General features: G+C 68.3%; 9 protein-coding genes and 3 tRNA genes. 5 read left to right on the plus strand and 7 right to left on the minus strand.

The genetic code is table 11. The features are described from left to right. Positions 1-163: 163 nt before the first annotated feature. Both H0S73_RS02770 and H0S73_RS02775 read left to right on the plus strand, forming a co-directional pair. Entirely contained in the window at positions 164-1,861 is a 1,698-nt protein-coding gene (locus H0S73_RS02770) for a methyl-accepting chemotaxis protein (RefSeq protein ID WP_181050725.1), read from the plus strand. 174 nt (positions 1,862-2,035) lie between these two features. Then, complete coding sequence (locus H0S73_RS02775; RefSeq protein ID WP_181050726.1) at positions 2,036-3,727, plus strand: methyl-accepting chemotaxis protein; 1,692 nt, start codon at positions 2,036-2,038, stop codon at positions 3,725-3,727. 500 nt (positions 3,728-4,227) lie between these two features. Here the strand turns inward: H0S73_RS02775 and H0S73_RS02780 are convergent. From H0S73_RS02780 to hemC, 7 genes are all read right to left on the minus strand, one after another. After that, positions 4,228-4,302, minus strand: a tRNA-Gly gene (locus tag H0S73_RS02780). Positions 4,303-4,325: 23 nt separating this feature from the next. Then, positions 4,326-4,401: transfer RNA gene (locus tag H0S73_RS02785), tRNA-Ala, on the minus strand. A 114-nt stretch (positions 4,402-4,515) separates the two neighbouring features. Further along, a tRNA-Thr gene (locus H0S73_RS02790) sits at positions 4,516-4,591 on the minus strand. Positions 4,592-4,670: 79 nt separating this feature from the next. Further along, entirely contained in the window at positions 4,671-6,266 is a 1,596-nt protein-coding gene (locus H0S73_RS02795) for a heme biosynthesis HemY N-terminal domain-containing protein (protein ID WP_181050727.1), read from the minus strand. 15 nt (positions 6,267-6,281) lie between these two features. Next, complete coding sequence (locus H0S73_RS02800; protein WP_181050728.1) at positions 6,282-7,952, minus strand: hypothetical protein; 1,671 nt, start codon at positions 7,950-7,952, stop codon at positions 6,282-6,284. Positions 7,953-8,124: 172 nt separating this feature from the next. After that, positions 8,125-8,823: a uroporphyrinogen-III synthase gene (locus H0S73_RS02805; protein ID WP_181050729.1), complete on the minus strand. Its 699-nt coding sequence runs from the start codon at positions 8,821-8,823 to the stop codon at positions 8,125-8,127. Then, positions 8,820-9,746, minus strand: a complete 927-nt coding sequence (gene hemC / locus H0S73_RS02810) for a hydroxymethylbilane synthase (RefSeq protein WP_181050730.1) — start codon at positions 9,744-9,746, stop codon at positions 8,820-8,822. Before hemC ends, H0S73_RS02805 begins: the two co-directional genes overlap by 4 nt. A 120-nt stretch (positions 9,747-9,866) precedes the next feature. On the opposite strand from hemC, the gene tsaD reads away from it, so the two are divergent. From tsaD to H0S73_RS02825, 3 genes are all read left to right on the plus strand, one after another. After that, positions 9,867-10,922 (plus strand): tRNA (adenosine(37)-N6)-threonylcarbamoyltransferase complex transferase subunit TsaD, encoded by a 1,056-nt coding sequence (gene tsaD / locus H0S73_RS02815; protein WP_181050731.1) that lies wholly within the window; start codon positions 9,867-9,869, stop codon positions 10,920-10,922. Between the two features lie 16 nt (positions 10,923-10,938). Further along, positions 10,939-11,934 carry an NAD(P)H-dependent glycerol-3-phosphate dehydrogenase gene (locus H0S73_RS02820; protein ID WP_181050732.1) on the plus strand — a complete coding sequence of 332 codons (996 nt, stop codon included), beginning with the start codon at positions 10,939-10,941 and terminating at the stop codon, positions 11,932-11,934. 70 nt (positions 11,935-12,004) lie between these two features. Continuing rightward, positions 12,005-12,418 (plus strand): EVE domain-containing protein, encoded by a 414-nt coding sequence (locus H0S73_RS02825; RefSeq protein WP_181050733.1) that lies wholly within the window; start codon positions 12,005-12,007, stop codon positions 12,416-12,418. The last annotated feature ends 152 nt before the right edge of the window (positions 12,419-12,570 follow it).

The raw sequence follows: 12,570 nt of genomic DNA on the forward strand, positions 1-12,570 counted from the left end.
AAACTTCAGAAAGACGTGACATTTTATTATTAAAAATGATCTTTATAAGTAATTTCCCGTAATGCGGTCCATAACATAGGACAGTTATAAATAGAGAACCTGTGTAAGCGCGTCGTGGGGGCGTGCGCCTCCCGCGGGGCTGCGGGCAGGTTGTCGAGGGATCATGCGTTTTCTGAATAACTTGAAATTGGTCGTCAAACTGGCGATTCCGACAGCCATCTTTGTCGCTATCGCCATCGGCTTGATTGCAATTGCAAAGAACGGCTTGGATTCCCTCAGCGCCGACACAAAGAGACTGGCGGATGTCCAAGCCGCGCGCCTGATCACCCTCTTGAATATCAACGCCGAAGTGAACGAGGCCGGCCTGCAGGAAAAGAACCTGATCCTGTTCTCGTCGACGGAGCAGGACCGACTCAAGAGCGCAGAAGCCGTCTATGAGCAATACAAGAAGCTGGCGCTTCAGAATGCTGATGAGCTGCTCGACCTCTCCGACTCTGCGGAACGCCGCTCCATCAACGAGAACATCAAGGCGACTCTCGTCAATTACTTCGCTCTCGTGGACAAGAGCGTTGCCCACGGAATGCAGGACGACGATTTCTCCGCCCTCCAGATCTCCAACGGCGAAGGGCGCGATCTTCGCATGAAGGTTCGCAACCTCCTGACCGAGCGCATCGCCGTCAACCAGAAGGCGCTCGATGACGCATCGGACGCCTCGGAAGCCTTGGCGTCCAAGACCTCCATGTCGCTCATCGTATCGTCGGTCATCGGTCTGAGCATCGCCATTGCGTTGCTCGGCTCCATCGTCGTGATGGCTATCACGCGTCCGCTGAACGGCGTTGCCGGTTCCATGAGCCGCCTGGCGAATGGCGACCTGTCGGTCGACGTGACCGGCACGGAGCGCAAGGACGAGGTCGGCGCGCTCGCCCGCTCGCTGCAGGTGTTCAAGGACGCGCTGATCGCGAAGAAGCAGGCGGATGAGCACGCCGCCCTGGAAGCCGATGCCAAGACCCGCCGGGCCGAGATGCTCGACCGGCTGACCCAACGCTTCGAGCTCAACGTCTCGGCCCTGACGCAGGGGCTGTCCTCGGCCGCCACCGAGATGGAGGCCACCGCCCAGTCGATGACCGCCATCGCCGGCCAGACCACCCGGCAATCCGTCACCGTCTCGTCCGCCGCCCAGCAGACCTCGGCCAACGTGCAGACGGTGGCGGCCGCCACCGAGGAGCTGTCGATCTCGATCCGCGAGATCGCCGGCCAGGTGGCGCAGTCCTCGCAGATCGCCGACCGGGCCGTGCAGGGCGCCCGCCGCACCGATGCGGCGGTGCAGGACCTGGCCGCGACCGCGGCCAAGATCGGCGACGTGGTGCAGCTGATCAACACCATCGCGGGCCAGACCAACCTCTTGGCGCTCAACGCCACCATCGAGGCGGCCCGCGCCGGCGAGGCCGGCAAGGGCTTCGCCGTCGTGGCGTCCGAAGTGAAGGATCTGGCCAACCAGACGGCGAAGGCGACCGACGAGATCTCGAGCCAGATCGCCTCGGTGCAGCAGGCCACCCAGCAGACGGTGGCGGCGATCCAGGAGATCGCCCGCACGATCACCGAGATGAGCCAGATCTCGACCTCGATCGCGGCCGCCATGGAGGAGCAGGGCGCGGCCACGGCCGAGATTGCCCGCAACGTGCAGGAGGCGGCGCGCGGCACCGAGGCGGTCACCGGCAGCATCGAGGACGTGCAGCACGGCGCCGGCGAGACCGGCTCGGCCGCCTCCCAGGTGCTCGGCGCCGCCCAGGAGCTGTCGCGCCACTCGCACGATCTCGGCCGCGAGGTCGAGACCTTCCTCCAGGGCGTCAAGGCGGCATAGGCAACAGCCCTGACCTCGCAGGATCAAAGGGCCGCTGTTCGCAGCGGCCCTTTCGTTTCACATCGAGGCCCATTTACCTCCCGGCGGTAACTCAGCCTGGCGCAAGCTCCAGGAGATAATTCCTGGAAGCCTGAAATTCCTCCGCGGGAATGCGGACAGGACAACGAGACGACGATGAGAGCGCTCAACAATCTCAAGCTGATTACCAAACTGACCATTCCGGTGGCGTTGTTCATCGCCGTGACGATCGGACTGATCGTCTTCGCCAAGTCGAGCCTCGACACGCTCGCGGGCGCGACCCAGCAGATCGTCGATGTGCAGGCCGCACGGCGCAGCACGGCGCTCAGCGCCAAGGCGAACGTCAATGAAGCGGCGATCCATGAAAAGAACCTGATCATCGAGACGCGGGTCGAACAGATCCTGGTCTATGACGAGCTCTTCAAGAAGGCGAAGGCTGCGGCTCTCAAGGACTTCGACGCTCTCATCGCCCTGTCCGATACGCCCGGGATCCGCAGCTCCAACGAGGCGCTGAAGCAGACAGCCGAAGAGTACTTTGCCGTCATGGGCCGGAGCATCGCCCACACGCAGCTCAACGAAAGCGAGGAAGCTTTCAAGCTGTCGACGGGTGAAGGACAGGCCCTGCGCGACAAGACCATGCAGGCGCTCGACCAGAGGATCGACGCCACCGTCCAGGCCCTCAACCGGGAGAAGAACCAAGCGGCCGATCTCGCCTCGTTCACATCGACGCAGCTGATCGCCGCTTCCGTCATCGGGTTGGCTCTCGCCACCTTCCTGCTGGCGGCGATCATGGTTTATGGCGTTGCCCGTCCGCTGAACGGCGTTGCCGGTTCCATGAGCCGCCTGGCGAATGGCGACCTGTCGGTCGACGTGACCGGCACGGAGCGTAAGGACGAGGTCGGCGCGCTCGCCCGCTCGCTGCAGGTGTTCAAGGACAACGCCATCGAGACTCGCCATCTCGCCGCCGCGCAGGAGGCCGAGAACCAGGCCAAGATGCGCCGCGCCGAGGTGCTCGATCAGATCACCAAGCGCTTCGAGCTCAACGTCTCGGCCCTGACGCAGGGGTTGTCCTCGGCCGCCACCGAGATGGAGGCCACCGCCCAGTCGATGACCGCCATCGCCGGCCAGACCACCCGGCAATCCGTCACCGTCTCGTCCGCCGCCCAGCAGACCTCGGCCAACGTGCAGACGGTGGCGGCCGCCACCGAGGAGCTGTCGATCTCGATCCGCGAGATCGCCGGCCAGGTGGCGCAGTCCTCGCAGATCGCCGACCGGGCCGTGCAGGGCGCCCGCCGCACCGATGCGGCGGTGCAGGACCTGGCCGCGACCGCGGCCAAGATCGGCGACGTGGTGCAGCTGATCAACACCATCGCCGGCCAGACCAACCTCTTGGCGCTCAACGCCACCATCGAGGCGGCCCGCGCCGGCGAGGCCGGCAAGGGCTTTGCCGTCGTGGCCACCGAGGTCAAGGAGCTGGCGAGCCAGACGGCGAAGGCGACCGACGAGATCTCGAGCCAGATCGCCTCGGTGCAGCAGGCCACCCAGCAGACGGTGGCGGCGATCCAGGAGATCGCCCGCACGATCACCGAGATGAGCCAGATCTCGACCTCGATCGCGGCCGCCATGGAGGAGCAGGGCGCGGCCACGGCCGAGATTGCCCGCAACGTGCAGGAGGCGGCGCGCGGCACCGAGGCGGTCACCGGCAGCATCGAGGACGTGCAGCACGGCGCCGGCGAGACCGGCTCGGCCGCCTCCCAGGTGCTCGGCGCCGCCCAGGAACTGTCGCGCCACTCGCACGATCTCGGCCGCGAGGTCGCGATCTTCCTCCAGGACGTCAAGGCGGCCTAAGGCGGAGCCTGTCCCCTCCTTTCGAACCTGAACCTCCAGAGCCCGGCCCTCGTGAGCCGGGTTTTTCTTTTCCGCTACGCTGAAACAAGCAGGGCGCGAGAGCTCTTTACCTCATGACGGGTCATCATCTCTCTTCTGGAGAAGGCCCGTCGCAGAGAGCGGAACGGCATGCTCGTTCGAGCGGGTTCCTGACCGAAGCCTGTTCCGCGAGATCGATGAGCCGGGCACCCGCCCCGGCTTGAACGGATGGAGGCTCGCATCGCGATATCGCCTGGGCTGAAGACCCCCTCCGCGTCGAGACGTTGAGCGTTGGAGGCACCCTTCAGCTCGACAATCTGGATTCCTTGACCGGCTGAGCCGGATGAACGTCAATGACGTGTGACCTCGAGTCACCGCGGACCCGCTCCATCGCTGGAACGGGTCCGTTTGGCTGCGCCGGTCCAAAACGCGAAAGGCGCCCCGAGGGCGCCTTGTCGAAGAATGACCATGGTGGAAGAAATTGGAGCGGGCGAAGGGATTCGAACCCTCGACCCCAACCTTGGCAAGGTTGTGCTCTACCCCTGAGCTACACCCGCACGCTCCATCTCTGGATCAGATTTGGTGGAGCCAGGCGGGATCGAACCGCCGACCTCTTGCATGCCATGCAAGCGCTCTCCCAGCTGAGCTATGGCCCCTAACCTGATCGAGCAGCGCCTTTATTGAGCGCCGCTCCGGTACTCCCGAACACATAAATGCAACCTGCCACAAGGGCAACCCACTTCTAAGTCCTTGTCAATCAAGGAAGAAGATGGTGCCGCAAGAGGGATTCGAACCCCCGACCCCCTCATTACGAATGAGGTGCTCTACCAGCTGAGCTATTGCGGCATCGCGACTCTGCGATCCGAGAGGCGCCCTCTTACCCGCTCCCCCGCCGCTTGGCAAGGGAGGGGAAGGCCGGAATGGCTTACCAGACCGAAAAAACGCTGCGACGTGCGGACGCCTGATCCTCGGGCTTGGGCACGTCGGGCGGCGTGGCCGGGAAAACCACGGGCTCGGGCTGATGGACAGGTGGGTCCTGCTTTGCGTCCGCCTTGACCGGCCCGGCGACGGCGGCCTCGGCCTTGGTCCCTGTTGGGAGAGGCTCGGAGGCAGGTGCGGCGACGGGCTCGCTCGCAGGGGCCGGAGCGGGTTCTTCCGTGGCCGTGATGGGCAGCGCCCTGACCTCGTCGTCGAGATCCCCCGTCACGTCGTCGTGCAGGGTCAGTTCGGGTGCGATCAGCACATCCGGAGGCGCCTGCCAGACAAAGGCGTCGAGGCGGCCCGTGACGGGCGAGACCGGCGCCCAGTGGTCGGACACGACCCCATCGGCGATCCAAGCCGGGTCGCGCGGCGCGCGGGTCGCGCGTGCAAGCCATTCGCGTCCCTTGCCGGTGGAGCCGTGCTCCGCCTGCTCCAGATCGGACATGAGCAGGCACACCCGCATGCTCGGCCGGTCCCGCAGCAGGGGCTCGAGGGCATCACGCGCCCGGTCGAACTCGCGGGCTTCGAGGGCGGACCGCGCCACGGCGAGCCGTCCTTCCGGCGCCCCGTTGGAGAGGCGGGAGAGGGTCTCGGCGCGCTTGAGACGGTCGAGGCCCGAATCGCCCGGCCGCAGGTTCAGGTAGACGTCCGCCAGATCCGGATGCGGCAGGCTGCGCCAGGCGGTCTCCACCACCTTGGCGGCCTTGCGCAGGTCACCCTTGCGCGAGAGCAGGCGGCCGGCCAGCGCCGCGGCGGGCACGAGATCGGGCGCGAGCTTCACCGCATCCTGGGCGCTTCTCAGGGCGCCGTCGGGATCGCGATCCACCCGCTCCAGCGCGTCCGCCGTGAGCAGGACGGCCTGATGGCGCCTGGCCGTCTTCTTGTCGAGAAGGCCGAGCGAGGTCCGCCGTTCCACGGTCTCCAGCGCCCCGCGCCAGTCCCCGTCGGCGCAACGCGCTTCGAGGACCGCATCGCTCGCCCAGGCGGCGGCCGGCGCCAGGCGCACGGCCTCGGAGGCATATTGATGGGCCGAGGCCGCATCGCCCCGGCGGCGGGCCTCAACGAAGAGGCCCCGCAGGCCCAGGACCCGGGTCTCGTCCTCGTCCATCATCTGCAGGAAGGCGGCTTCGGCCACCTCGCGGTTGCCGGATACCTGGGCGGCCTGTGCCTTGAGCAGGAGCGTCAGCGGCTCCTTGCCGAGAAGGCGCTCCGCCTCGTTGGCATAGCGGCGGGCCGCGATGGTGTCGCCGGCGCCGACCGCCACCATGCCCCGGGATACGGCCTGGTAGCCCCGGGAGCGGCGGCGCGCCCGCGAGGCGAAGGTCAGGCGCGAGGGAAGCTGGATGAGGCCGGTCACCAGGGACCAGAGCAGGGCCAGGGCCAGGGCCAGGCCGGCCAGCGCGATGGCCGCCACCGCCACCGACATCTGGATCTCGTACCCACCGAAGGTGATCAGGACCGTCCCCGGACGGTCGGCCAGCCAGACAGCGCCGAAGGCCGCGACGCAGAGAAGACCGATGAAAACGAGTGCGCGCCACATGCGGGGCAGATCCTTTTATTGCGTCGTACGGTTGAGGGTGGCGAGGGCGTCCGAGCTGATCGCCTGCGCGGCGCGATGCGCCTCGGCGACCGCCTTGACCTGCCGGCCCCATTCCTCGGAGAGCCGCCGCGACGGCTCGGGCAGGGCATCCCAGGCGGCTGCGGCCTCCACCACGTCGCCGCGCTCCAGGGCCTGCCGGATGCGGACGACGAGAGCCGAAACGCCCGTGGTGCCCTGTTCGTTCACCGGCTTGACCGTCACCACCCGGTCGGCCATGCGCAGGAGCCGGTCGGACCAGCTGTTCGTCGGACCGCGGCTCTCGCGCAGGATCGCCGTTTCCACCGGATCGAAGCTGCGCGCGAGCGCCGCCGCCGTCGGGGCGCCCTGCTGGGCGAAGGGTTCCAGGGGAGCGACGCGGCTTGCATCGGCCCCGGCCTTCTTCACGCCGTCGAGCACCTCGGCATAGGGCGTGCCGCTGTTCAGGGCGTCGTTCAGCCGCCCGGCGAGGACGACCTTGGTGCCGGTCTGGCTCGCCGCCTCGGCGTTCCGGGTGCTCTCCTGTGCCTGCTGCGAGAGAGCCGCAAGGCGTTGTTCCTGTTCGGAAAAACGGCGGTCGGTATCCGTGAACCGGCGTTCCGTCTCGGAGAAGCGCCTTTCCGCCTCGCTGAAGCGACGGTCCTGGTCGGCGAGACGCCGGTCGAGGTCCGCGATGCGACCGTCGAGCTGCTGGGCCGCATTCGCGGCATTCGTCGCGCCCTGGGCGTTCGCCTTGACCTGCTCCTCCAGACCCGCCAGACGGCCCGACAGACCATTGGACAGCTCGGTCAGCCGGTTGGACAGGTCGGTCAGCGCCGCCTCGTTCTGGGGCGGTGGCTGGGGCGCTTCGGGCATGGGACGGTTCAGGGCTGCCTCGGCCTGGCTTGCCGCCTGCCGGGCCGTGTCCTGGATCGCCTGGAACCGCTGGTCCAGGTCGCCCCGGGCCGATTCGAGCGCCTTGAGCCGATCCTCCAGCGCCTGCGTGTCGGCCTGCGGCTGCCCGGACGGAGCCGGCTGCCGGAGGGCGCCGACGCGCTGTTCGAGCTGAGCGAGGCGCAGTTCCATCGGCTGATTCTGTCCCGGTGGTTCCTGCCAGGTCTGCACCCCATAGAGAACGCCTGCCCCGATGAGGCCGCCGAGCAGGCCGGAGCCGATCAGGGCGCCGACGGAGCCGCTGCGCTCGGGAACCGGACGCGGGGGCACGGTCTCTTGGCCCGCCTGCGACGTGGGAGGCTCCTGGTAGGAGCTGTCGGATGAACTGGCATCCGACCTTCCAGGCTCCCCGTCGGAGGCTCCGGGCGGGAGCGTATCGGTGCCTGCTCCCGAATCGAGCGTGGCTTCCGACGAGGCGACCAGGTCCTCGGCCGGAGGCTCGCTGCCGGCCGCGATGGTCTCGGCGGGCTTCGTCTCCGGGGCCGCGCCCGCGACGATCGTCTCCTGGGCGGGAGCCTCGGCCGCGATCGTGTCCGGTCCCATGGTCTCTTGCCCCATGGTTTCTTGCCCCATGCTTTCTCGGGCCTCGGCGCCCGGGCTGGTGGCCGGGGCGGCGCCTTCGTCGATCACGGTCGCTTTCAGGTCGATGGTCGCCGGCTCACGCGAGGGCTTCTTGCGGGACGATTTCGGACGTCGGGGATCAGATGAATCGGTCACGGGTCACTCTTGCACGGGTCGCGTCGGGCGCGGGATCTTCAAAAGGTCAATGTGAAATGCAATTGAGGCAAGCTTGGGCGCAGCGTTTCGTTCCCTCCCTGTGCGATCCAAAAACGAACGGCCCATCGGACCACGATCCGCCTCGTATGGCAAAGCTTCCGGACACCGGCCCTCATCGGGGCGGATCGAGGAGCCTGAGAAGCGCATCCTCGGACGGGTCCTCCGCCGTCCGGACCTCGGCCCCGACCGCCAGCAGGGGCGCAGCCACATCGGCCGACAGGCAGAAATGCGGAAAGGCCCGGAGGCTGGAGGCCGGTCCCGCCTCCTCGACCAGCCGGACGACGAGATCGGCGCTCCGCCGTGAATAATGGAGCGCGGCGCCGATTTGGCCAGTGCGGAGGGCCTCGACGGCGGCCTCGGGCAGAGCCTCGACGGCCTGCGCCTCATAGGCCTCCCATTGCACAACCGTGAACCCGGCCCGACGCAGGGACAGGGCCGGCTCCTCCTTGTGGTGCCGGGCCGTCACGTGGAGCAGGACGAGGCCCGGCGGCAGCTGCTCGCGAATCAGCCGCGACAGGGACACCGCATCGCCGTCCGCCACGGAGATCCGGGAGAACCCTTCGGCCCTGACCACCTCGGCCGTGTGCTCGCCGACGGCGAAGACGGGCTTCTGCCGGTCCAGGTCCGCGAGAGCATCCGCCGCATGGGCGCTGGTCACGATGAGGGCATCGTAGGGCATGGCGGGAGCGGGATCGCCCGTCGGGACGATCCGGGTAACGGGCGCGAGGCAGGAATCATGCCCCAGCGCCGCGAGCCTCTCGGCGGTGCGCGCCGCATCCTCGGCCGAGCGCGTGACAAGGATCCGCGTCATGATTTCAGGAAGTCCGGCGGCATGCGGGAGCGCAGCTCCGATCCGGCGTCGCGCCCGAGCGCCACCGCATCGTCCGGCGAGCCGCGACGGATGGCCTCCAGGCATTCGGAGCCGTCCGGACGCAGCACGAGGCCACGGATTTCGAGCTCATTGCCGATCAGCCGCGCATGGCCCGCGATGGGCGTGCGGCAGGAGCCGTCGAGGATGGTGAGGAAGGCCCGCTCGGCCGCGGGCGCGTGGGCGGTCGACGCGTCGAGGATGGGCGCGAGCGCCGCGCTCACCCGCTTATCGTCGGCGCGGATCGCGACCGCGATGGCGCCCTGCCCCACGGCCGGCAGGAAATCGTCCGTTTCGAGCACGGTGGTCACGTGATCGGTGAGCCCGAGACGGCGCAGTCCCGCCATGGCGAGCAGCGTCGCGTCGACCTCGCCGCGCTCGAGCTTGGCGAGCCGCGTCTGCACGTTGCCGCGCATGAGCGTGACCTGGAGGTCCGGCCGCAGGCGGCGAATTTGGGCCTGCCGCCTCAGGGAAGCCGAGCCGACGACGGCGCCCTGCGGCAGGTCGTCAAGGCTCTTGTAGCGATAGCTGATGAAGGCGTCGCGCACGTCTTCGCGCGGCAGGAAGCCCGCGATGACGATCCCTTCCGGCAGGGCCGTCGGCAGGTCCTTGGCGGAATGGACCGCGAGATCGATGGAGCCGTCGAGGAGCGCGATGTCGAGCTCCTTGGTGAAGAGCCCCTTGCCGCCGGCCTCCGACAGGGGCCGGTCCTGAATGGCGTCGCCCGTGGTCTTGATGATCGACAGGGGCAGGTGCTCCACCGTCCAGCCATGGGCGGCGACCAGCCTGTCTTGCGTCTCGTGGGCCTGGGCGAGGGCCAGGGGGCTTCCTCGCGTACCGATGACCAGGGTGGGTGATGAGGCCATTCTGCCTGAGTGCTCCTGTCTTGAACGATCTGGTTTGATCTTGTGCGGCGCGGCGGACTATAGGGGGAGGAGCGCCGGGCCGGAAGCCCGGACAACACCTTAATCGAGCGGCCCCCGATCATGCGCATTCTAGGCATCGAGACCACCTGCGACGAGACCGCGGCCGCCGTGGTCGGCGTCGGCTTCGACGGACGCGGCGAGATCCTCTCCAACGAGGTCTTGAGCCAGATCGCCGAGCACGCCCGCTATGGCGGCGTCGTGCCCGAGATCGCCGCCCGCGCCCATGTGGAGGTGATCGATCGGCTCGTGGCCCGGGCGCTGAAAAGCGCCCAGTGCTCCGTGAAGGACATCGACGGCATCGCCGTGGCGGCGGGGCCCGGCCTGATCGGCGGCGTGCTGGTGGGACTGACCACCGCCAAGGCCATCGCACTCGTGACCCGCAAGCCCCTGATGGCGGTGAACCACCTCGAAGCCCACGCGCTCACCGCGCGGCTCACCGACGGCATCGGCTTCCCCTATCTGCTGCTGCTCGCCTCCGGCGGCCACACGCAGCTCGTGGCGGTGCGCGGCGTCGGCGATTACGTGCGGCTCGGCACCACCATCGACGACGCCATCGGCGAGGCCTTCGACAAGGTCGCCAAGATGCTGGGCCTCCCCTATCCCGGCGGCCCGCATGTGGAGCAGGAGGCCGCGAAGGGCAATCCGGAGCGCTTCGCCTTCCCGCGCCCGATGCAGGGAAGGGCGGAGCCGAATTTCTCGCTCTCCGGCCTCAAGACCGCCGTGCGGATCGAGGCGGAGAAGATCGCGCCGCTGACGGCGAGCGACATCGCCGATCTCTGCGCCGGCTTCCAGGCCGCCATCGTGGACGTGGTGGTGGACCGCACCCGGGTTGGGCTTCGCGCCTTCCGGGAGATCGCAGGACACCCGACCGCCCTCGTGGTGGCGGGCGGCGTCGCGGCCAACCAGGCCATGCGCCAGGGGCTGCAGCGCCTCGCGGTCGAAGCCGGCCTCAAACTCGTGGCCCCGCCGCTGGCCCTGTGCGGCGACAACGGCGCCATGATCGCCTGGGCGGGCCTCGAGCGCATGCGCCCCGGCCTCATCGACGACATCACGGCCCCGGCCCGCGCCCGCTGGCCCCTCGACCCGAGCCGTGACGAGGCCGGGGCGAAGGCGTGACAGGGGCGGTCCTGACATGACCGCACAGGCTCAAACCATCGGCATCGCCGGAGCGGGTGCCTGGGGAACGGCGCTCGCCAACGCGGCCGCCATCGCGGGCAACGACGTGGTGCTCTGGATGCGCTCGCCCGAACACGCGGCGGCTCTGGCGCAGCCGCGCGCCACCGACCGCTGCCTCCCCGGCGTGAGGCTCCATGCCCGCACCCGGCCGACCGCCGCTCTCGCCGATCTGGCTTCCGCCCACGCCGTGCTGCTCGTCACGCCCGCCCAGACCACCCGCGAGATGGCGGCGGCCCTCGGCGTCGTCCTGCCCGCGGCGACGCCCCTTGTGCTCTGCGCCAAGGGAATCGAGCGGGACAGCCGGGCCTTCCTTTGCGACGTGGTGGAAACGGTTCGCCCCGGCGCGCCCATCGGGGTGCTCTCGGGCCCCAGCTTCGCCGACGACGTGGCGCGCGGCCTGCCCACCGCCGTGACGCTCGCCTGCCGGGACGCGGCGCTGGCCGAGGCGCTGGCCACCGCCCTCTCCGGTCCGACACTGCGGGTCTATCACCGCACCGATCTGCGCGGCGTCGAGATCGGCGGCGCGGCCAAGAACGTGCTCGCCATCGCGTGCGGGGCCGTGGCCGGAAAAGGTCTCGGCGAGAGCGCCAAGGCGGCCCTGATCGCCCGCGGCTTCGCGGAGCTCCTGCGCTTCGCCCGCGCCTATGGCGGCGAGGCCGAGACCCTGATGGGGCTCTCGGGGCTCGGCGACCTGGTGCTCACCTGCTCGTCGGCCCATTCCCGCAACTTCGCTTTCGGCCAGCGCCTCGGGCAAGGCATGAGCGTCACGGACGCCGCCGGCGGCAAGCTGGTGGAGGGTGCCGCGACCGCGAGCGCCCTCGTGGCTCTGGCGAAGGCGAAGAACGTCGACATGCCGATCGCGGAAGCGGTCGAGCAGGTCCTGTCCGGCGCATGGTCTCTCGATCAGGCGGTCGATGCGCTGATGAACCGTCCTGTCAAATCCGAACACTGAAGCATGATCCGGAAAAGTGGATACCGGTTTTCCGATAAGATCATGCACTATCCAAAAAGAGTAAGCGTCGATGGCCCATTGGCTCTACAAGTCCGAACCCTCCGTCTGGTCCTGGGACCAGCAGGTCGCCGAAGGCGACAAGGGCACCCATTGGAACGGGGTGCGCAACCACGTGGCCAAGCAGAACCTGATGGCCATGAAAAACGGCGAGCAGGGCTTCTTCTACCATTCCAACGAGGGCAAGGCGGTCGTCGGCATCGTCGAGGTGATCCGGGAATATTACCCCGACCACACGGACGAGACGGGCAAGTTCGGCATGGTCGACATCAAGGCCGTGAAGCCGTTCAAACGTCCCGTGACCCTCGACGAGATCAAGCAGCAGCCCGGACTCGAAAAGATGATCCTCGTCAACAACTCCCGCCTCTCGGTACAGCCGGTGACCGACGAGGAATGGGCCATCGTGTGCCGGATGGGCGGGCTGTAGGACCGTCCCCCGCTCGCGGTGGCCGAAGGGCGGCGAGCGATACCCGCCACGTCATGGCCGGGCTTGTCCCGGCCATCCCGATCAGGTGGAGCGCCGCACCTTCTCGGATCGGGGATCACGGGACAAGCCCGGTGATGACGCGAGAGAAGACC

Source organism: Microvirga mediterraneensis, assembly GCF_013520865.1.
Lineage (GTDB): Bacteria > Pseudomonadota > Alphaproteobacteria > Rhizobiales > Beijerinckiaceae > Microvirga > Microvirga mediterraneensis.

Bases quoted from the DNA above. Each gene is read 5' to 3' on its own strand.
- H0S73_RS02775 (WP_181050726.1), top strand. From the start codon at position 2,036: ATGAGAGCGCTCAACAATCTCAAGCTGATTACCAAACTGACCATTCCG.
- H0S73_RS02820 (WP_181050732.1), top strand. From the start codon at position 10,939: ATGACCGCACAGGCTCAAACCATCGGCATCGCCGGAGCGGGTGCCTGG.
- hemC (WP_181050730.1), bottom strand. From the start codon at position 9,746: ATGGCCTCATCACCCACCCTGGTCATCGGTACGCGAGGAAGCCCCCTG.
- H0S73_RS02825 (WP_181050733.1), top strand. From the start codon at position 12,005: ATGGCCCATTGGCTCTACAAGTCCGAACCCTCCGTCTGGTCCTGGGAC.
- H0S73_RS02770 (WP_181050725.1), top strand. From the start codon at position 164: ATGCGTTTTCTGAATAACTTGAAATTGGTCGTCAAACTGGCGATTCCG.
- H0S73_RS02805 (WP_181050729.1), bottom strand. From the start codon at position 8,823: ATGACGCGGATCCTTGTCACGCGCTCGGCCGAGGATGCGGCGCGCACC.
- H0S73_RS02795 (WP_181050727.1), bottom strand. From the start codon at position 6,266: ATGTGGCGCGCACTCGTTTTCATCGGTCTTCTCTGCGTCGCGGCCTTC.
- tsaD (WP_181050731.1), top strand. From the start codon at position 9,867: ATGCGCATTCTAGGCATCGAGACCACCTGCGACGAGACCGCGGCCGCC.